At 45.4% G+C, this 22,112-nt stretch carries 9 protein-coding genes; 4 read left to right on the top strand and 5 right to left on the bottom strand.

Annotated elements, in window-relative coordinates; all coding sequences use genetic code 11:
- Nucleotides 1–21: 21 nt before the first annotated feature.
- On the top strand, nucleotides 22–1,980 hold the full coding sequence (locus O3Q51_13375; protein ID MCZ4409805.1) for a hypothetical protein: 1,959 nt from the start codon (nucleotides 22–24) through the stop codon (nucleotides 1,978–1,980).
- A 70-nt stretch (nucleotides 1,981–2,050) separates the two neighbouring features.
- Here O3Q51_13375 and O3Q51_13380 read toward each other — a convergent pair whose 3' ends face one another.
- On the bottom strand, nucleotides 2,051–3,028 hold the full coding sequence (locus O3Q51_13380) for an NAD(P)-dependent alcohol dehydrogenase (GenBank protein ID MCZ4409806.1): 978 nt from the start codon (nucleotides 3,026–3,028) through the stop codon (nucleotides 2,051–2,053).
- Nucleotides 3,029–3,203: 175 nt separating this feature from the next.
- Here O3Q51_13380 and O3Q51_13385 point away from each other — a divergent pair, with 175 nt between their 5' ends.
- Nucleotides 3,204–3,686 carry a hypothetical protein gene (locus tag O3Q51_13385; protein ID MCZ4409807.1) on the top strand — a complete coding sequence of 161 codons (483 nt, stop codon included), beginning with the start codon at nucleotides 3,204–3,206 and terminating at the stop codon, nucleotides 3,684–3,686.
- Between the two features lie 22 nt (nucleotides 3,687–3,708).
- Here the strand turns inward: O3Q51_13385 and O3Q51_13390 are convergent, their stop codons facing one another.
- Nucleotides 3,709–4,383, bottom strand: a complete 675-nt coding sequence (locus O3Q51_13390) for a DNA alkylation repair protein (protein MCZ4409808.1) — start codon at nucleotides 4,381–4,383, stop codon at nucleotides 3,709–3,711.
- A gap of 93 nt (nucleotides 4,384–4,476) precedes the next feature.
- On the opposite strand from O3Q51_13390, the gene O3Q51_13395 reads away from it, so the two are divergent.
- Nucleotides 4,477–5,610, top strand: a complete 1,134-nt coding sequence (locus tag O3Q51_13395; GenBank protein ID MCZ4409809.1) for a pirin family protein — start codon at nucleotides 4,477–4,479, stop codon at nucleotides 5,608–5,610.
- Between the two features lie 11 nt (nucleotides 5,611–5,621).
- Here O3Q51_13395 and O3Q51_13400 read toward each other — a convergent pair whose 3' ends face one another.
- Entirely contained in the window at nucleotides 5,622–6,740 is a 1,119-nt protein-coding gene (locus tag O3Q51_13400) for an L-dopachrome tautomerase-related protein (GenBank protein ID MCZ4409810.1), read from the bottom strand.
- Between the two features lie 118 nt (nucleotides 6,741–6,858).
- Between O3Q51_13400 and O3Q51_13405 the strand changes: the two genes are divergently transcribed.
- Nucleotides 6,859–7,650, top strand: coding sequence for a class I SAM-dependent methyltransferase (locus O3Q51_13405; GenBank protein MCZ4409811.1), 792 nt, complete (start codon nucleotides 6,859–6,861; stop codon nucleotides 7,648–7,650).
- A 231-nt stretch (nucleotides 7,651–7,881) separates the two neighbouring features.
- Here the strand turns inward: O3Q51_13405 and O3Q51_13410 are convergent, their stop codons facing one another.
- Nucleotides 7,882–12,459: a T9SS type A sorting domain-containing protein gene (locus O3Q51_13410; GenBank protein MCZ4409812.1), complete on the bottom strand. Its 4,578-nt coding sequence runs from the start codon at nucleotides 12,457–12,459 to the stop codon at nucleotides 7,882–7,884.
- 651 nt (nucleotides 12,460–13,110) lie between these two features.
- A complete protein-coding gene (locus O3Q51_13415) occupies nucleotides 13,111–21,909 on the bottom strand; it encodes an autotransporter-associated beta strand repeat-containing protein (protein ID MCZ4409813.1) in 8,799 nt (2,932 codons plus the stop codon).
- Nucleotides 21,910–22,112: the final 203 nt, after the last annotated feature.

A 22,112-nucleotide genomic window follows, 5' to 3' on the forward strand; every position in this document is an offset into this window, starting at 1 on the left:
CAACACTAAATAGTCCCAAGTATGCGTATAAAAAAGCCCAGAATTAAAGAACGTTTTTTGTTTTTACTGGAACGTCAATTCGTAAAGGGCGCCTATTATCAGCTGCTATTTGTGGCCGCCGCCATCGGGCTTATTTCGGTAATTGGAGGCTTGCTGGTAATGCCTGTGGGTGCCCCGACAGCCAGCTTCAATGAGGCTGTTTGGTGGGCTTTTCTTCGCCTTTCCGATCCCGGATATTTAGGGGATGACGAAGGTACGTGGCGCAGATTTGTTTCCACCATCGTCACGGTTTTGGGCTATGTGGTTTTTCTCGGCTCACTGGTGGCCATTATTACGACTTGGTTAAATCGCAAAATCAGAAACCTGGAACAAGGCCTTACTCCTGTTGCCGCAAATAATCACGTCATCATCCTTGGTTGGACCAACAGAACGATTCACATCGCCGCTGAGATTTTTCACTCGGTGGGTCGATTGAGACGCTTCTTGAAACTTCACGGAACACGGTCCTTGCGTTTGATTATACTTTCTTACGACGTGACACCTGACCACGTTCAGGAACTAAAAGATAACCCACTCATCGGCAATAGAGCACACGAGATCATCCTCCGCTCAGGGGTGGCCATAGATAGAGAGCACCTCAAAAGGGTAGATAGCCTCAACGCTGCCGCTATTATTATTCCGAGTCAGGCAAACGGTCAAAGAGAGTTTGTGACTCCTGATGTGGAGACCATCAAAGCGTTGCTTTCGCTTAATGCCGAATCGGAAAATGCCATGGGCAGAAAGCGTCCTTTCGTGGTGGCCGAAATACAGGATGAAAACAAAATTTCCGCCGCTTACCGGGCCTATTCAGGGCCGATTGAGGTGGTAGGAAGCAATACCATCATTAGCAGATTGCTGGCGCAGAATATTCGGCATCATGGTTTGTCAGAGATTTACAATGAACTTCTTTCGAGAAGCTTGAACAATAATCTTTTTGCAAAGGAATACGATGCATTAGCAGGGAAGACAATAGCCGAAGCGAAGAGTTATTTTCCTAAAGCAATTATTGCGGGTATTATTCGGATGGCTGAAGATGGCTATAAGCCAATGTTGAATCTTCGTGGAGACTACCTTTTGGAGAAGAATGACAGGCTGGTGATGTTGGCAAAGAATCAAGAAGCCATCGAAATGAGTAATAAACCCGGTCAGGTGATGAAAGTTGAGCCTGTGAGGGCTTTGCCCGTTGAAGATCAGAATCAAGTGACCAGGATTTTGATATTGGGCTGGAACCATCACATTCCTTCCTTGATCAAAGAATTTAGTACCTACGAAGACGAGCAGTACGAAATCGTTATGGCTTCATTGCGATCGGTGGAAAGTCGACAAAAAGATTTAGAACTTATAATGGAAACTGCTGATCGTGTTACAGTAAAGCACGTTGTGGTAGATTATGTAAAAGAGAATGAGCTGCGAACGGTAAACCCCGGTCAATTCGACAATATCCTATTGGTAAGTTCCGACCTTATTGAAGACGAGGAGGAGGCCGATGCACGAACCATAGTTGGGTATATTTTGCTGGAAGAGATTCTGGATAATGTTGAACGCAGGCCACAGGTGCTGCTTGAGTTGGCAGATCCCAACAACGAAAGCCTCATCAAGAGATTTAAGAGTGAGGTTATTATCGGACCGAAGATCTTGAGCCATCTTTTAGCAGCAATTGCATTGCGCAGAGAACTCCACAGTCTTTACAATGAATTGCTCACGGTAGGAGGGGCCGAAATTATCTTTAGGGAACCTTCTGAATACGGTTTGACCAAAGGCGAAATTACCTTTCGTGATTTGGAGGCTCTGGCAGAAGGATTCCACGAAACGGCTCTTGGAACTTACCGCATTGTCAATCGCGACGAAGGAACCATCGACTTGATCATGAATCCGGATCGAAATACCAGGCTTAAGATTAATGATACCGTGAGCTTAGTGGTGATTTCTACGGTTTATTAGATTTTCGTAGTTCGTTGCTCGTTTGAAAATAGCATTTACAATCTACGAATTTCGCACTACGCACTACGCACTACGCACTACGAATAACCACCTTTCCCGTATGCTCAGCCTTACCAAACCGTTTGATGGCCCAAGGCGTTTTCTCAAAAGGGTAGGGGCCGTCTATCTCGCATTTCAGTTTTCCATCGGCATGCAGCTGCTCTATTTCGGGAAGATCTTTGTTGGCTTTCACCGCGACCATCAAAAGCTTCTTTTTGGCGATCAGCTTGATCAATCCACTTAGCAAGAGCATCGCAATGAGTTTGCCTGATTGGCCGCCGATGGATACATATCTCCCTTTTGGCTTGAGCGCTCTCAAGTGCGCCAAAGGCCATCGTGAAGTGCGGCAATCCAAGATGAGGTCGAATTTCTCTCCACTGCAAGTAAAGTCTTCTTTCCGGTAATCGATGACTTTTTTACAACCCATCTCAATCATCCGATCCCGTTTTTGACCGGAGTCTACCCCCGTGATTTCTGCTTCGTATGTTTTGGCGATTTGTATGCCGAGCATGCCCACGCCGCCGCCGCCTCCATTGATTAAAACCTTTTCTCCTTTTTTAATTTGCCCCAAATCTTTCAATCCCTGCATGGCCAAGGCCGAGGCATGAGGCAAGGCCACTCCTTCCGTAAAGGAGAGTTCATCGGGCATTTTTCGAAGGGCCTTTTCATTGAGCGACATGTATTCGGCCAAGCTTCCAAACCCATGATCGGAAGTGTCGCCGTAAACCCTATCACCGATCTGAAGGTTTTTCACATCCGCACCGACCTTCTCAACGATACCCGCTACCTCCATCCCAGGGTGACGCATCTTTTTTCTCGGTTTAAATAGCCCAAAGAAAAGACGATAGGCAAACGGAGTACCTGAAGTTAAAGCCCAATCGTAATCATTGATGGAAGAGGCTTTTACTTTCAAAAGCACCTCGTTGGCCGAGGGCTCAGGGATTTCAACCGTCTGAATTTGGAGCACTTCTTCAGGGTCTCCGTAGTGTTCGAGGTAGAAGGTTTTCATCTTAACCATAATTCAAAGATGAGATACCTTGAAATGAAAGTGAACCAAAAAATGTTGAATGGCTGAAGTGAGTGGATAAGTGGTTTTTTCCTCATATTGCAGCTTTCAAACACCAACAGTCATCGAAGAAATCCTAGACATTGACGATCACCCTCTCCGCAAATCTTCCCGAAGATTGGGCTATTCATTTGGCAATATCCAACGAATCGTTTCAGGTGTCTTCTTGTTCTTTTCCCTTCTTCTGATCTTGGTTTTTCCCATTCTCGGAGTGCCGCTTTCGCTGTTTTTCGGTTTTGCTTTGACGAGTTCTTACGGTTTTCAAATAGAGGCTGGCAGAGGTCGATGTCGGGAATACACTAAAGCCTTCGGGATTAAAAGGGGAGCGTGGAAGAATTTGACCGACTTTCCTTTTGTGGCCGTTTTAAAGTCACAAAAAGGCTACACCACTGCCAGTATGTCCAACCGCACCGTGACTACAACCGACCCCGTTTTTGAAGTTTTTCTCTTGAGCGAAACGCACCGCACAAAGGCACAAGTGGCAGAGTTCAAGGATCAGGATACGGCGCTAACTTTCGCAAAAGAATTTGCTACTGTCATTGAGAAAAAATATGCTCGCTACAGCCCTCAATTAAGCGCCAAGTCAAGGAGAAGGCGATGAATACATAACGCGACTTCGAGGATTACGCCTTCACCCTTTTCAAAGCTTCTCTTTTACTCAAGTTGCTAAGCTCGTTTTTCTCAACAAAGTCCACCACCCAATCCGGATTCACTTTCCCATATTCTCTCAGAGCCCATCCAATGGCTTTATTGATAAAGAACTCTTTGGTGCCAAGAAGCTTGTGAATATTGTCCGCCAGCAATTCCGTGTCCACCTGATCTTTGTACTTCAACTGAAATATCAATGTGGTTCTCTGAAGCCAAATATTGCCGGAATCCAGCCATGCTTTGATCCGTTGATCTCGCTCATCTGGAAATTTTTGGAAGTAGTTTCCCACCAAAGTTGCCGCAATATAATCTACCGTATCCCACCATGATTTAGTGGTAATCATCCATTCGAAAAGTTCAATGTCTTCCTTTTCCGATTCTCGCAGGTATTTGGCGGCCAGCTCTTGTGCGGCGTATTGGTATTCCCGTTCGGGCTTTCGCCAAAGGGCTTTCACCACTTGAGCTAAATCATCTTTATGGGGTTTGTCCTTACGGAGAAAGGGTTTCAAGATCTCCTTTCTTGCATTTGATTTCAGCCCGAGAAATAAAAACTGATCCCGCATATAGGCAGCCTGACCTCTCGCAATTTCTCGATTTGATGCACTGCTAAATGCCTCCTCTAGTCGTTGGATGAACGCTTGATTTTCCATGTTTTAGTTCTGATTTAAAGATAGCGTCATTTTGATATGAACCTTTCCCACTCTTTTTAACTTATCTTCATGTTCGTTCAAAACAAATAGCATATGAACTCCGAAAGAAGAAGTTTCCTCCGCGATTTAACTTTAGGACTGGGAACCGTTGTCGTCGCTCCATTTATTGGTTCTGCTCAAACGGTCAGAAACAGTATCGCCTACCGCTTGAATCTCGATCCCGTGATCGATATCAAGCCACTCGGATTTCAATGGAAAACGTATGACCCCTTTCTTTTCTGTGCGCATCATGAAGACGATTACCCGAAAGGGAATGGAATGATGGGCCCGGTGGGATCGCTCGATGGACGAGACTTAGGAGACGACTTTATCATTAAGGACGGCTATCGCATGTACCACGGTAAGCAGGTGCCCGGTTTTCCGGGACATCCTCACCGCGGTTTTGAAACGGTAACTATTGTGCGAAAAGGAGTCGTGGATCATGCTGACTCACTCGGAGCGGCAGGTCGTTACGGCTATGGCGATACCCAATGGATGACAGCAGGAGCCGGAGTGCAGCATTCTGAGATGTTCCCTCTTATTCATCAAAACAAACAGAATCCCTTGGAGCTATTTCAAGTATGGCTCAATCTGCCTCGGAAAAACAAAATGGTCGATCCCTACTTTAAAATGCTGTGGGCAGAGGATATTCCAAGGTATACCGAGACCGATGGGGAAGGTGATAGAACTGACGTAGAGGTGATCGCGGGTAGCTTGGGAAATCATAAAGCCCCTGCACCACCGCCTGATTCGTGGGCCGCCGATCCTACTAATGAAGTAGGCATTTGGAACATTAACTTAGAACCAAATGCTTCTCTCACCCTGCCTCGTGCCTCGAAAGGAGTAAACCGAACTATCTATTACTACGAAGGAGACTCGCTACAAATTGCGGGAAACCGAATACCCAATTACCACATGGCACGTGTTCATGCTGACCGTATGATTCATTTGGAAAATGGAAATGACAAAGGGAAAATTCTGGTGCTTCAAGGAATGCCGATCAATGAGCCCGTTAGTCAATATGGACCATTTGTGATGAATACCAAAGACGAGATCAAGCAGGCCTTTGAAGATTACCACAAAACTCAATTCGGCGGTTGGCCATGGCCAAGGCGAGATATGGTGCATGATGGATCATTGGGCCGTTTTGCCAAACACGCAGATGGGCTGAAAGAGGTGAAAGGATAATTGCCACCTTTTTATTCTAGCGGTCGAAATCTGAAGATGTAATACGGCGCGCTCTCTCTCATTCGTTCTTGCGACTGCATCATCTGATTGGGAATTTCACTATCGATGAGGTAGAAATAACCGTCGCCACCCAATGAAAGCCCATCGGCCCATTGAACCCGATCGTCCTTGATCAAGGTTTTTCCATTCCCGGAAGGGGTTACTACATACACTCCTTGATTTTCGACATCGGTGATGTAGACATTGCCTTGATCGTCTGTGCGAATTCCGTCGCTCAATGGCTTGTCGGAAACTCTTTCAATTGCTGCTGCTAGTTCACCCTCACTTTTGGAAAAGTCTACCGCCACTACCGTGGGAATTCGGTAAAGTCCCGAACTACCCATCGGCGCCCAGTAAATGTAGTTTCCGTCGCGGCTAAAGTCAATGCCGTCAATACCGGTCAGCAGATCCGCCACACCTCCGAAGAAGCGCATTTTCTTGATCGGCGTCACAGGGACATAGCCTTCATGCCGCATGCTCTCATGGCCTTCCAGTAAGTTTTTACTTTCACCTGTTTCCGTGTGATAAATGACCAGACTTGGCTTTTTGCCAAAGAAGCTGACATTGGCTACCGCCACATGTTTCCCGTCTGGAGATACGCTGAGGTCGTTGAAGAAACTGAGTTTTTTCCCGACGGAATCGGGAAAGGTGTAGTCCAAGACATATTGGTCGGTGCTTAGATCGATCGCGAGCAATCGTGCCCCTTCAAAACCGTGATTTCCGTGATCGATAATCCAAAGGCGATTGAAATGATCCGTAAAGAGTCCCAGCGGAGTCAATAGTCTTTCTTGCAATTTGGAAGATGGATAAGGGCGGGCTTTCCCGTCGATGATTTCCATTAGCTTGAAGGTATCCGGTCGACTCTCGGGGTGCACGGTAAAGAAGAGGCGTGCTGTGCTGTCTTTTGTCGCGGCCACATTTCCCAAAGGCCAAGTTGATGCAAAGACCTCTTCCAACTGATTGGCTGTGTAGATTGGATCGGTAGAAATATCGGGATACTCTTCGCCACCTCCGTATAGGAAGTAGCCTGTGATGGCCAAAACCAAAAGGAATAGTGTAATGGTGATAAGGGTATTTCTAAGGAACTTCATTTCGATTAGGTATTCATTTCTTATCCTGAAGGATAGCAATTTCGGATTATTTTGAGAATGAATATTTCGAAGATGGACTGAAACGACATAGATTATCTCAAATACCTATTTTCACCTCATGGACAACTACCAAAACATTAACCGCCAGTCTTGGAACGACCGTGTCGACTCCCATCTCAAAAGTGACTTCTACGATGTAGAAGGATTTTTAAAAGGCCAGACTTCTTTGAAGGAAATTGAGTTGCCCTTACTGGGTGATGTAAGCGGTAAATCCATTCTCCACCTACAGTGCCATTTTGGACAGGATACGCTTTCGCTGGCGCGAATGGGAGCCAAGTGCACGGGAATCGACCTTTCCGATAAGGCCATTGCTTCCGCGAAAGAAATCAACGACAAACTCGATCTCGATACTAGGTTTATCGCTTGTGATGTTTATGACACACCGAATCATGTCGATGAGAAATTCGATATCGTTTACACCAGTTATGGTACGATCGGCTGGTTGCCCGACATCAGCCGTTGGGCCGAGGTGATTGCTCATTTTTTAAAGCCGGGAGGCAAGCTCGTTTTTGTGGAGTTTCATCCGGTAGTATGGATGTTCGACGATGATTTCACGGAAGTGAAATACCCGTACAACAATGCCGATCCGATAGTGGAAGAGGAGAGCGGCACCTACGCCGATCGGGATGCCAAGATCAAACCGAAATCCGTGTCTTGGAATCACGGCCTCGGTGAAGTCATTTCGGCATTACTAAAAGTCGGCCTGCAAATAGAGTCTTTCAAGGAGTACGATTATTCACCTTACGACTGCTTCAATGGTACGGTGGAATTTGAGCCGGGAAAGTTTCAAATCGAGAAGTTGGGCGATAAGATACCGATGGTGTATTCGGTGGTGGCCTTGCAGCGCTGAGAATGTTTCTTCTTCCGCTAATTTAATGCACCTTTCGCTGAGATATATTTTTTTAATTTCAAGGTAACACCTAACTGCTGCCTTCGCACTGATCATTCTCCCCCGAGCTGTAGCGAGCTCAGTGTACTCATCTTTTAGACCTTAACTCGCAAAATACTTCTCTGTGTCCTCTGTGCAACAAACCTCCGCGCCCAATCGATCTACGCACTACTCAATACGCCTAAACCCTATTTACCAAACGAACTTCTCCGTAGCCATCTCTTGACCATTCGACAACCGCAACAAATAAGCTCCATTAGCCAAATCTGGATAAATGGTTCCAAATCCATTTCCACCGTTTTCGAGAGATTCTACGTGCACTCGTTTTCCGAGTAGATCGAAAACTTCAACGGTCACAAAAGGAGCGGTAGCGTGGTAGATGACGTTGAGTCCTTCCTGGGCGTGATAGACCTGATCGAGTGCAAAATCGCCGTTTGAAAGCACTTCGACCGCCTGCGGTTCGCTCAAGGTAGAGGTTCCGTCGAAATCGGTTTGGCGCAGGCGGTAGTATGATATTCCCGTATATGGTCTTTGGTCGGTGAGGGAGTAGGAGAGTTCGGTGTGGGAATCGCCTGCACCTTCAATGGTTCCTACCTGCTCCCAAAAAATTCCGTCTTTGGATCGCTCGATGGAAAAGAAATCGTTGTTGATTTCGGTGGCGGTAATCCAATCGGTGATGACTTGTTGCCCTTTCGCTTCCGCTTGAAAGGAGAGGAGGGTGATGGGGAGGACGTTTGAATTCCCCACCTCAGGACCCGAAAGAACAAACTCTCCATAATCACTTCCAACGGCTACCCCAACGGCCTGATCCAATTCTATTTCAGTACCATTGTCAGCTGATGGAATTTCATCCCACGAGAATCCATTCCATCTCGAAATACGGATGAATTCGGGTGCACCAACTACATTGCAATATTCGGGATCAGAGTTGGTAAATCGCACGCCAAATATGGGGTCAGCAGTGCCCGCTACTTGTTCAAACCTCCAGTAGTCGCAGTTACCAATTTCTTGGAAATCGTTAATATTATTTGATTCTCCGTCGTAGTACAGCCCTGCGTTCGGATGCTCTTCGGCATAATATCGCGCTGAAAAACCACTGGTTCCGGTCAGTCCAAACATGACAAGTGGTTGGTAAAAGCTACCCCCATCAGCGTGCGTATCGCCTATAGGGAAGTCAAAATCGGCTGAACCAAACTTCACCACGGTACCGTCTACAAAACTGGCATTACTCATTCCAATCGCTGTAGCTGAAGTTGAGAATTCTACATCCGCGGGATTCGAAGCCAGATCATCAATTTCATAAATACCGTCAATAAATCGAGCTTCTCGATTTACGTTTAAAGAAAACTCTGTAAAGAAGTCACCTGCTGGTTTATTGATTTCAAATTCGTTTACCGATAAGGCATTTCCATCGCCGATTCCTAGCTGATCACCATTTCCCGACAGGACTAGTTGCCCGCGGCCCGCAACTGTTGATGATGTGAAATCCAAAGAGCCTTCTACTGTGAGATCACCCTTGACTTCTATTCCCGTTCCTTCATTACTTCCACCTGTATCGTTATTAGTGAGCGTAGAGCCCGCTTGAATAATCAATTCTCCATTAACCAAAATCGGATCAGTATTCAGGTTATTGGTTATCATCGTATATCCTCCTGTTCCACTTCCTCCAATGTTTAAGTTTCCATAAATGACCGGGCGACTGGAAGAACCTTGAAAGAAATACAAGTTAGATCCGGGAGTATAGTTTCCGCCAACATTATTTTCAAAAGTGAGGTTGGGATAATACATGTCAGTAGAGGCAACAGAAACTTCGTTCACCGCTTCTCTTCTGTATATCCAGTTAGCCGTAGCCGGGATGTTTACGATACCCGTCTCGTAATTGTCTCTATATCGACTTACCGATGAGGTGTTGGTTTTGATGATGGTAGCACCTGGCGCAATTTCCCAAGTGGCGTCGGTATTAAATTCAATTCCATCAGGCGAAGAAGCTTGATCGAAATAAGTGCCGTTGATAGTGAAATCTGCCCCACTCACCTCTCCATTATTGATGAAGAGTTCACCTCCCTCGCCGATTGCTAAAACACCATTCGAATTCACATCTAACTCATCAATGGTGATGGCAACATTGTCTAGAAAGATTGAGTCTCCACTCAAGATATTCACTTTCGAAGAACCACTTTCAGTAGGGTATTGGCAGGCCGCCACATAACTTCCAAACTCCGTATCGCTCATCTGCCAATTGGCGACATTGGTCCAATCACCACTGCCGTTTGAACGATAGAAAGCACGGGTTTCGTAAGTGTACTGGGCAGCGTTGCTAGACCTCGTACAGTCGGGAGTGCCATCTGCTGTGATGTCTACATAAAATTGGTAATCGAGTAAGCTTGCGGTGTTTCCGGTAATGGTAATCGATGAAGTCCCTGAGCCAGTGACGATCAAACCATTCACACCATTTAACGAGCTGACCAATTCCCATGTATCCGTGCCAGGCTCATTGTAACGCCACACGTAAGGGTTAGTGGGATTAAATATTGGGTCTGCCGTTGCGGTCACGCTAAACGTCAATGCGGAGCAATCAACATCCAATGGCTGCGTACTAATGGTAACATCAGACCCATTTGGGACGAAAGGTGCGATACCTAGATCGTCGCACACTTCGTTTGCTCCGATAGTCCAGTCGGCTGCCATATAGGTGGTCGAGGGAGAGGTAACACTGCCGTTTCTGGACTGACTAAAACCAGGCTGAGAGCCACCGCTTCCGCCAGCATCGGGATGGTTTGGGTTGGGTGCGTAATCTAGGTCTGCATTGTTTTTTCTAAGGTAGATTCTGTCATCGCCGTTAAAACCGGGGGCTAAGGGAAGATCTTGATCCGGACTAAAATTTGAACAGGTGGATGAACTTGATCCTAAGCGTAAGATATACGTATCACCACTCGCTAAATTCCCCGTCATCGGGTAATCACTATCGGTAGAGGTTCCGGTGCGTATTCGAATCACATAATTATCAGTTGCCAGATTTACAGTAGCATTGGTCCCATTGAAGATCTCAACGTAACTCAGGCTTCCTGAATTCGCGTCATACACTTCACTTATAAAGAGGTCGCTCGCAAAGGAGCCACCGCCACCTGAGGCACCGCAGTCTCCATCATCCACGAGTAAAGTGAAATTTTGACCTGATTGAGTTTCGCATCCCGCGACCGTAACTCCGATACTCCCTGAGGTAGCGTTCTCTGGAATTTCTGCAATGATGGTGTTGTCGTCTATAACAGTAATTGATGTGGCATTGATACCGCTAAGCGAGGCGGCTGTGGCACCAGTGAATCCGCTACCCGAAATGGTGACTAGGGTTCCTGCCGGGCCTGAAGTTGGAAGGATTGATGTAATTGCATGAGTTGGCGTGCAGGAAGGGGCAATTCCGCATATTTTTACATTGTCAATAATACCATAATCTCCGCCTCCATTCTGTTCAGCACCAATAACAATAGATGCCGTTAATGTTCCAGGAGATAGATTAACAGTAACCGTTCCGCTTGCAGAAGTATTACTCGTTCCATCCACTAATTGGACTTCGCCGATGCTTAGTCCATCTTCGAATACTTCATAAAAAAGATCGTCACCTCCGTCAAATTCAAATACTTTATAGTCAAAACTTATGGTGGCGGCGGTATAGCCCGCTATATTTTGATTGCTGAAAGTCAATTCGTGACGAAAACTTCCTCCTCCGTTTCCATTATTCAAATCCTGCATTGCCCAGAGATTCGTGCCATCTGTTGCATTTAACCCAAGAAAAGGAGAGCCCTCAATGTCCCAGACATCTCCCGATACATTATAAGGCACAGGTGAGGCTGTATAGCTCCACGAATCCCCTACTTCAAAACTTTGAATCGCAATACATATTGGCCCATTATCCGTTGTGCAGTCCGTTTGAGGAGCGGCAGGACTGGTTTTATAATCAATGGTTGATCCTGAGTTGGAATAGGACCAAATCTTAAAGAAATATTGGGTATTGGGATCTAGGCCGCTGATTGAGGCCGATTCTATTCCTTGATTTACCGTTGTTGAATTTGGACCGTTTGAATCAGAAAGATCAGTGGGATTTGAGATGGCTGCATAGCTCACATCCGACCATTTGATAAGGTAGCCATCTGGTAGATCAGTTCCTATGGCATCCGTCCAGGTAAGGTCAATCTGATCATCAGAGAAGGTGGTGCAAGAAAAGAGGGTGGGGTGGTTGGTCGGTTCGGGGTTGCTCGAGCCACTAAAAACAGATAGTTCCAAATCGTCAATAATCAAGTGTCCAGGGTTATCATCGCTGAGGATTCGTACCTGCAGATTACTACTTCCGTTATTAATAGAATACGAATACTGTTGATAAGACTGACCTGAATATGCCTGAGTAGCTACAGTAGAAAAAGTGACACCATCAGTTGAAGTTTGAATTTCAAAAGTCCCTCCACCAGAATTCAACTCACGGTACCAAAAAATGATATCACCAATTCCATTTTGAGCAGGAGAGGTGAGGTATGAGTTTGGAATGTCGTCATTAATTCGAGCAGCCGCTGTACCAGTCCTGGAGTTTCCAGAAGACTCTCTGAAAACATTCCTAACCTCCCAACTACCGCTAGAGAGACTCACATTTCCTGTTGTATACGAGCCTGGGAGTCCAGTTTCAAAACCTTCTGATATTTGTGACTGTCCAATCTCAGCAAAAATCAAAAAGATGAATAGAAAGAAAAACCTCTCGACGGAAGTTAATGACGAAATAAGCATTTACAATCGGTTAAGTACTATCCAACGAAGATACCCATTTTAACCCTGACCGCTAAGGCCTTAACATTACCGTATTGTAAACGATTCGTTCATTTTTATAAACAGTATCCCAAAGAAACATGGGAAATCAGGAGCCTTAAGCTTTCTGCCTGAAGCCTGCAGCATACTGCCTGTAGCCTACAGCACAAAGCCTGAAGCCCGCTACCCACAAACCCACCTCCAACACCTATCCTCAAGTATACTTATCCCATACCTATCCCATACCTATCCCTAACCAACTCCTATTCATTTCCTTTTTTGGTCTCAAATCATCCCGTTCGGGTCATAATTGGACAATTGCAGACAATCTTTCCCAATTATTCTGTCAAATCACTATTCCGGATAGATTGTGAAATTTTAATTACGACCATCGACCATCGACCATCGACCTCGCCCCAAATCTCCCTTATCTCATGACGATTTGCTTGCAGCTGGCAGCCAAGTCCCAATTTACCAAACAACCTTTTCACGCCTCATTCTCCACCGAGCTTTAGCGAGCTCAGTGCCCTCGTCTTTCAGGCTTTGCTTGTCAAGACCTCTCCGCGTCCTCGGTGTAAGAAAATTCAGCACGCCCAATCGAGCTACGAGCTACGAATTGCGCCCTTCGAACTACTACCAAACAAACTTCTCAGTATCCATTTCACTCCCGTGTGAGAGTTTCAGTACATAAGCTCCGCGTGCCAAGTCGGGATGAATCGTAGCGAATCCGTTTCCATAATTCTCTAGGAGTTCACCATGGATGCGCTTTCCGAGTAGATCATAGATCTCTACTACTACATAAGGCGCCGTTGATCGGTAAACTAAGTTGAGACCGTCCTGCCCACGGTAAACTTTGTCCAGACCGAAGTCGCTTCCTTGAAGAATCTCGACTGCTCTAATCTCGCTTACGGTGGTCGTTCCGTCAAAATCAGTTTGACGCAATCGATAGTAGGAAATACCCGAATAAGGGGCGTCGTCTACAAAAGCATAAGCCAACTCCGTATTCGAATCACCGGCACCTTCTACCGTTCCCACTTCTTCCCAAGAACTACCGTCCTTGGATCGTTCTACGGTAAAGAAGTCATTGTTGATCTCGGAAGCAGTGATCCAGTTGGTATGAACCAAATCGTCCTTGACTTCGGCTTGGAAGGAAAGGAGGGTGATGGGGAGGACATTTGTTGTATTTGATGTAGCAATTGTAAATGGACTAAACGAAGAGATTGTTCCAGAGGTCACAGCTCCTACGGTGTATGGAATAGGAGCGATACCGGAACCACCTACATCCTCCCACTCGCTTCCATTCCATCGTGCTACTCTCAAGTCAGCTGGATCCTGAATATCATAACACGTTGTAGAATCTTTCCATTGAAGCTGCAATTGAGCGTCGATTGCAGGGCCAAAACGATTGACCTCCCAATAATTACAAGTCGAAGCCGAGACTAATCCCGGACCTAATGGTGGAGGATTACTTGGGAAGCTGGTTCCAGGCAAATAGTTTTGGTGTATGTATTCAATACTGAATTCAAGTGCCGCATTGGTTGATGATGCGATTATACCCGCAGGGCTCCAAACGGATACGGTATCACCAGGGCTAACGACCTCAAAATATCCAACTGGGAAAATACCTACAGTGCTGGCAAAACCATCTTTTCGAACCACTCCATTAACATAAGAATTGAGTGCTCCACCACTAGGTAAGACATTGCTTCCAAAAATTACTTCTTCGCCTCCTAGCGGGTGGATAATACCTCCTAGGAAATCGGCATTGCCATTGATGCGGATATCACTTACCAGTTGCACGCCTTCCGCCAATTCTGAAGTATTTTGAATCACGATATCGTCAAAAACTTCTTCTCCCACACTTGAAATGGTTTGAACTTCAGAACCTACAAAATGAACCGTGCCCGTTTCGGTAACTGCACTTTCTCCCGCGAGATTGTTCCAATTTCCACCGAGGAATAACTCCTGACCATTGATGTTGAGGTTTCCGTTGCTTTCAATCTTCAGCTCATCCAGAACAGTTACGTCTTCTTGAAGCGTTTTCACCCCTGTATTAGCAAAAGTCAATTTAAAGAATACCTCTGAAGCTACTCCTCCAAAAGTATTAATGGTCTGGCTTTCAGTTCCGTTGAAAATAACCTCTTGCCCAGTTGGGTTAAATGCACTCGTTGCGCCTGATCGATTCCAATCTCCACCTATTTCGAATGTCCCTGAGTTCGTCGTGAGCGTAAACTGACTTCCCGTAATGGTTAGATCGTTCCTCAGTGAACGCGGGCTATTTAGTGTTAGGTCAGTACTCGCATCCCCCGAGCTTTCTACGTTGTATGGAATTCCTGGATTTCCTGAGGCAATGTCTCCATTATCCCAAGTTACATCATCTGCATCGACAACATAGCTGAAACCGTTTGCGAAACGAAGTAATGATGAATTTCCGTAATAACAAGAATTGAGGATGGCGTACCCACCTCCGGCTACCTCAAGTATTCCGTCGATCTTGGTTGGATTGCCTGTACCAAAATCAAAGCCTCCGTTTCCAATTCTGACTAGTACATCTTCCTCAAAAAGTAGTTTTGTGTTATTTTGGGAAACCACTTGCTTCGTTCTAAATCCAGGGTCAGTTCCACCTGTACCAATAGCTTGAAAAACGCTACTCGGAGATCCCGTTACACGACAAGTGTCAACTCCATCCACAATGATTTGCGCATCAAAAGCACCAGCACCTGCTACATTCTCAGCTGCCGAAAGTGTGTTGTTTCCTAAATCCAATGTGGAATTCACCATGCGAAGATCGCCGTTGAAGGTGCGATCGTCATTCAATGCTACCGATATCGATCCTGAAGCTCCGTTCAGGAATAACTCGTCAACAGCATCGACATCTGATGAGAACTCAAACGAGCTGGTCATGGTGCCGGTATATTCAATATCGTATTGATCTGATCCAACTACCAATGGCTCTTTGTCAATCGTGGATGAGGTAGCTTCACGAAGGATTTTAGAATTATCCTCCATGATAAGGTTGGCATTACTTGTCGTAAAATCGAAGGCACCTTCAGTAAGCCTTAATCTATTATTAATGGTCAGGTTATCTGTTACACTCACGGTACCGCCTGTGAAGTTTACCGCAAGAAAATCAAATGTAAGGACACCGGAAATGGAGCTAGTTGAAGAGGCTCCATTAATCATAATCACCTCTCTATCATTGGGGTTAAACGTTCCTGATAGCAGAGAGAAATTTTCTTTTACAAATAGGTCTCCTCCGAAGTTATTACCCAAAATAAGATTTCCCGTTCCGGTAGTACCGATTTCGACATTCCCTCCTATTGTAAGGTTTCCGGTTCCCCCGTTGTTACCGATGTTAAGCGTACCGCCTTCAGATATTTGCAGATGTCTCGCTGTTTCATGGGGCGTATTTATGTTCATACTTAGGTTTGTTCCTCTTACCTCAACATCATTGGGAAAACCCTGTCCGGAAGTAGCATTCCATTCACTTCCTTTTGTATAATTTGGTGTGGCAACGTAGCGTAAACGGGATGAAATAGGGGTGTAGACCGGAGGATTGGTTTCAATAAAACCACCATTGGCAATTTCTAAAACTCCTGATACAGTTGTTATATCTGGTGTTCCACAGTTAAGACCTGACTCTAGTCGCACCGTTAAAGGATTTTCCAATTGAAGACTACCGCCATTTACTGATAGCACCTCTTTCGTTCCATTTTGAATAAGGACTCTACTATCCACTGATGGATTGGTAGATAGAATGGTGCAAAGCCCGTCATTGACCCGAAGATTTGTGCCGGCAGCCCCTCCATTTGATCCATTAATAGCCAGAGTATGATCTTGGATATCGATTATTGATCCCGAAATCATGTCGAGAATATTTGAGTTTATTCCGGTTAGGCTGAGTCCATCTTGAAGTCTTATTCCACCAGTAGGGTCTGCATTGATAGTGGTCATGCTGGAAAATACTTCGCCTCCAGGGCAAGTAATGTCTTGGAAACCGGTACCGTTGAATAAAACCCTCGAAATTCCTTCGGAAAATCCACTTTGATTGTAATTGGTCCAGTTTCCTCCGAGTGTCAGAATACCTGAACCCATGGCTAATGTTCCTTCAGCAATGGTGACGTCTCCCTTCACGGTAATTCCTGAGCTTGTGGGGATATTCACATTCGGAGGATTTGGCCCGCCGCTCACCACGAGTTCATTTATTTCGGCAAATACTTGGGCTGTAGATGTACTTCCTTGTAATGATTGAGTGCTCTGCTCTCCGACGAAACGAAGTGTTCCTGTTAGGTTGTAGTTTGACACGCCACCTTTCACAAAAGCATTACCTCCAACGATTATTTCAATTCCATTATCGGTAAATACCCCACTTGAAGTCATTTCGTTGTCCCAACTGTTCTTGATCTCTAGCTGCGAAAATCCACCGATGAGATTTATGTCGTTTGAAGTATTAGCTGTGAAATTGAGGCAACGAACGTCCGTCCATGAATTTACTGACGCATCGATTGTGCTGACCATTGACAAAGTCAATTCATCGTAAGCAGATTGATCAAATGTAGCAGGCGACTGGAAAATGAAGTGGTGTTCAACCCTGAGCTCGGCACCTGCCTCGGAACCTAGTGAGGCAGACTCGGCAATTGCAATTCCTCTTGTCTCTACCAACCCGTCGCATGATTTCAGTCCCAAGCCTCTCACAACGACATCTCCATAATTGATGCCGCTGATCTCTTGGGCTCCTGCTCGTTGATAATCGACTACCGAAGCATCAGCCAAATTAAAGATAGCAGATGTGTTGGCGAAAGTTCCACCTGTACCTGCGAAGCCAAACTCATTTTCAACATTAACCTCTGAACCATTGCTCATGGTAACGGAATTGTAGTCTCCCGGAATGGAGAAGCCATTGTCGTTGAGTATTCCGTTTATCGTGATGTTGGGATTGGTCGAACCTGTTGAATTGATCGTTTTATCAGAGGTTAAATCAACTATAGCACCTGAAGCAATTTCTAAATCATTGTTATTAAGGCTCAGAATTCCTGTTCCACCTAACACAGCATCTCCCGTAATTCTGAAAGTACCGCATGCAGGTGAGGCGGACTGAGTGACGTTTCCACTTCCAGTAATGCCGTTTCTGAAGGTTTTTATGCCACTATTTTGCCAAGAGATGTTTGCATTAGCTTCAAAAATTCCATTTACGGTGGTGGCCGTTCCTGCACCTACTGTACCTACATTTTGCGAGAGCCTAAAAATCGGAATTTCAGCTAGTGTGGCATTGGGAAAATAATCTTGGTTGCCTGTTGCAAATGATCCGATGGCATTCCATTCAAAAACGGCATCGTTTTCATAGAATACCCGATCCAAGCTACCATCACCAGCCATTGCGTCAGATATTCCACCCACCGCATTAGAAATGCGGAGCACACCTCCTGACTGAACCAGTATCTCTGCTCCTCCATTATAAATGGGTTCATTGCCTCCGTCGAGTTCATAGATCCCACCACTTTCTACCACTATTTCCGCTGGCCCAGTGCCTGGATTCATCGTTATATCGCCACCTTCGTGAAGGAGTCTACCACCATTTTCAATAATTAAAAATTCGAAATCAATATCCGAACCTACATTTACGGTGTGGCTATTTCGGATAGTTATTTCCTGGGAAGCATCAGAGTCGGGCGCACATTGGGCATCGCTCCATCCTCCCAGACCCGTGGTGCTGGTTTCCCAAGTTCCACGATTGGTCCAATTTCCTGAGTTCTTGCTTCTAAAGAATAAGTTGGGCTGCGCACAGCTATTGGGTGTCACATCGAATGAGAAATCATCGATAAAAATGTGTCCTGTACTTGACAATGCAGAAACACGAATGATTAGTTCGTTAACACCAATAGTGACTGGAGTCGGAAGATTAAAATTGAAGGTTTTCCATTTCGAAGTGTTGCCTAAAAATGTATTATTTAAAACTGGTATAGCTGTGTTGTATAATGAGCCTCCATTCGTGCTATATTCTACAATGAAATTTGGTTGAGGAGAATCATCCCACCTGCGAACTTTAAAACCGAAAGAGTTTGCAGTTCCATCGGAAGAGTATGTTGCTGTCCATACAACACTAGAGTTGTTTTGTAAATTCCAACTCGTATTATCCAGGGCAGATGGAACTCCATCTTGATCAACAGTATTTCTTCTCCTTGCAGGCCCTCCGGTAAATTCCCAATCATTATCTAAGTAAGTGTGGTCATTGGAATAAGTATCTATGTTTCCACTGCTACCCGCATTCCATTTAGTAACATCATCAAAATCAATAATCACCGTATTCGGACTCAATACCGTTCCGATCAAAGGAATCTGCACGGAGGTAAGTCCAGGAGACGCCAGTGTTAAATTGCCTGAAAACGCTCCTTCCGTGGTTCCATTGAGTTGAACGTAGACTGTGGTTGCGGCAAGGTTACCTCCGGGTGGAGTGATACTCACGGAAGCGGTAAACGGTCCTCCGCTAGTCAATGAAACAGAAAATCCAGTGGGCGCTGTAATGGTTACATCCCCCGTTAGAGCGGTTCCCGAAATATCAAAGCTCTGCTCAGGGGAGGGCGTTGGTTCTATGGTAGTAAACTCATCAAAATCCGAAGTTTCTGTAAGTTCTCTCGGTTTAACTCGACCGGTTAATTCGAAAGTTCCGCTGATGGGTTCAGAGACCTCGTCGAGGGTTACATCAGTAGCAAGGAGGTTGGCAGCCGTGTTGGCGGTAGATCCAATATGACTCCAAACAGTTCCGTTCCATCGGTTTATTTTAATCAGGGACTCTGTTCCGTTTACATCTGAGGTCTCGTACCCAAGAGTAAGGTCGTATGAATAACTCCCGCCAGCCGAATTAGATCCTACCCAATATCTGGAGAGGTAATTTGTTTGTGCAGCGGGATTGTTGAGGTCAGGGTGATTTCCATCAACTGCTCGCAAACCAATATCACGAGGCGTACCTCCGTTGGAAAGATCGAGAAATACGGGTGCAAAACCATTTTCTCCAATTGGGTATCCGAAAATTCCAGACTCAGATGCTCCATAGACTCTAACCAACTCTCCTGTTCCATTAGTGTTTACATGAGAGCTAGCGGAAGGGGAGCCTAATATTGTTGCACCTGATTCCAATTCCAAGTCATTTGCACCCAACGATAGGAGGCCATCCGTGAAGAAGAGCCCACCTGCCAGCGCTCTACCGGCATGTAATGAGACTCCTGCTGCATTGTTTATTTCTAAAAAGGAAGGACCATTTGCCAAAGGAAATTCTCCGTTTGCTGTAGTTATTGCAGCAATGCCATCGTAAGACAGTCTTCCGTCGGGCTGATATAAAATGCTTCCTGATCCTGTGGTAGTTACGGCTCCTTGCGTTCGGTAGAAAAAAGCATCAGCATTGATGTTTATCGTGCTTCCGTTTTGAATGTTGATTCCAACCGGGTTGTTTACTCGGAAGCTCACCTCATTATTAACCGCGCCTGTAGAAGTAACTGTCTGAGAAGCCGTTCCGTCAAATTCAACCAAACCCGATCCGGAGCTGGTTTCAGTTAGAGTACCTCCCGTGTGCGAGTACTGCGCGGAGCATAAAATTCGGCCGGCGCCTGAGCCTGAGGCGAAATTGATCGTTCCGCCAGTCTGAGTATAATTTGTGCAATCTATAGTTCCGCTTGTACCAGCTCCAAGACCGAGCCCCCCCGTCCCCGTCGAGGTCATAGTAAAACTGTCTGTGGTTATGGTACTTCCTGTAAGGCTAACATTGGCTGATTGAGCCGGGCAATTCCATTCGAAAGAAGAAAAAGGCTGTTCTTCAGAACTCGAGGAGAAATCTACCCCGTTATTCGGATTGGTGAGGCCATTTATTAGACAGAGTGAGCCCGGGCTCCATGTAGCTGCGGGGATCTCTCCCAGGGAGGTTCTTACCGATCGCGTCATGTTGTGTTCGTATACACCTCCCGACTCAATGATCAGTATGGAAGCGAGCGAAAAATAATCGGCACCCCGACCTCCTGCATTTCTTATCGTTCCGAAAACTTGAACCAACGCTCCACCATTGTTTGCTGTGAAAACAGCATTATCTCCATGGGTAATCGTTACTCCCGCTGAAATAATGGTGTTTGACGAAGCACCAAAAATCCAGTTGTTACCGAAATCCGAAACAGTGGCGTCAGAAAGAATGGTCAAAGTGGCTGCGGTATTGCTATTCAGAAAAAAATCAATTTCCTCTGAAGTATTGCTTTGGTATGTTTGATCCGTCGTTCCGTTAAATTGAATTTGCCTGTTGTTGCAGTTGAATGCTCCTCCCGTTTTGTTAAAATCACCTGTAAGTTGAAGATCACCTCCTGAATTTGAGCTGAGACTAAAGTTGCCATCGATGATATTTAAGTCCCCGTTTACGATGAGTGGTGAGCCACCGCCATTGAAATCGTAGGTTCCCGAAGAATTAATATCACCATTGACAGTGAGTGTAAATCCGTTTTGAATTACCGTGCCTCCCGAGTTTATGGTGAGGTCATTGATGGAAACATTCCCTTGGATACTTAAAGTAGCTCCACTGTTCACGATGATTTCGGAGCTGGCCATGTTTCCCGAAATCTCGAGCGTTCCTTGAGATACTGTTGTTACACCCGTGTATGGATTGTCAGTATCTAATGTTAGAATATCCGTACCTGTTTTAGTTAAAGTTGACGAGCCAGTTAAGGTGCGAGGCTCTATTACATTGGATTGAATCTCGTATGGATTATGAGCCTTGATGAACGAAAAATCATTGAAGAAAATGTTTCGATTTCCGTTAGGATCAGGTTGAGCACCAATGTAAATATTGATATTGTCAATGTTTTGAGAACTCGAAATGGTGGTAGAGTAAGTGGAGCCATCACTTCTTCTGGTCATTAAAAAAGAATATTCTGTCCAACTTGTTCTGGTCAGAGTTACCAACATTGGGCTCGTACCAAATGCACCATCAGCTACCCCATTAGTGGTTGTGATAGTTGCAGAGCTTCCGTTATTTACATTGAAGACAGTTGCTCCTCCTGCTCTCAAATCAAACCCTTTGCTTCCACTTCCTGCATCCCAATTCATAGCCCAATAAAAGCTGTATTGGTCACCGATTTGCATTGAAACGTTCGTGCCGTTTTCACCAAAGAATCTAACGGCATTAACGAAAACTCCAGAATGACCAAATAATCCAAAGGCAGTTGATCCAATCCCTATTGTACCCATTCCATTTGCCGCCGGGTCCCCTATAAATGTTCCTGCTGTTCCTCCACCGGATGTGATGGACCAAGCATTGTATCCTGTACCGTTGTTTGAGCCATTCGTCCAGCTACCGCCGTAGTTGGTTGCATTATCAGAAAAACTGAATTGCCCTTGCACCTCAACGACCGCAAACAAAAGAAGTAACAATGATGTAGTTCGCAATAAAAATCTAAGCATCAACAATCGGTTTAAACAACTAGTTAACAGAGCCTCCTAAAATAGTGTAAAATCTACACTTTGTCAAAAAGCTAAAGCACGTTTTCGACGACTATTCGACCAAAGCATTTTTTCTCGATACGAAAGGTGTAGATGAACTCCATTCGCAAAGAAGACAATAGGACGAATAGTTTGCCCTTAAAGTAAAAACCGCAAAGCTTTAT

The organism is Cryomorphaceae bacterium 1068, assembly GCA_027214385.1.
Classification (GTDB): Bacteria; Bacteroidota; Bacteroidia; order Flavobacteriales_D; family Cryomorphaceae; genus JAKVAV01.

Excerpts from the sequence above, each read along its gene's own strand:
- O3Q51_13375 (MCZ4409805.1), top strand. The coding sequence starts at position 22 with ATGCGTATAAAAAAGCCCAGAATTAAAGAACGTTTTTTGTTTTTACTG.
- O3Q51_13380 (MCZ4409806.1), bottom strand. The coding sequence starts at position 3,028 with ATGAAAACCTTCTACCTCGAACACTACGGAGACCCTGAAGAAGTGCTC.
- O3Q51_13390 (MCZ4409808.1), bottom strand. The coding sequence starts at position 4,383 with ATGGAAAATCAAGCGTTCATCCAACGACTAGAGGAGGCATTTAGCAGT.
- O3Q51_13395 (MCZ4409809.1), top strand. The coding sequence starts at position 4,477 with ATGAACTCCGAAAGAAGAAGTTTCCTCCGCGATTTAACTTTAGGACTG.
- O3Q51_13400 (MCZ4409810.1), bottom strand. The coding sequence starts at position 6,740 with ATGAAGTTCCTTAGAAATACCCTTATCACCATTACACTATTCCTTTTG.
- O3Q51_13405 (MCZ4409811.1), top strand. The coding sequence starts at position 6,859 with ATGGACAACTACCAAAACATTAACCGCCAGTCTTGGAACGACCGTGTC.
- O3Q51_13410 (MCZ4409812.1), bottom strand. The coding sequence starts at position 12,459 with ATGCTTATTTCGTCATTAACTTCCGTCGAGAGGTTTTTCTTTCTATTC.
- O3Q51_13415 (MCZ4409813.1), bottom strand. The coding sequence starts at position 21,909 with ATGCTTAGATTTTTATTGCGAACTACATCATTGTTACTTCTTTTGTTT.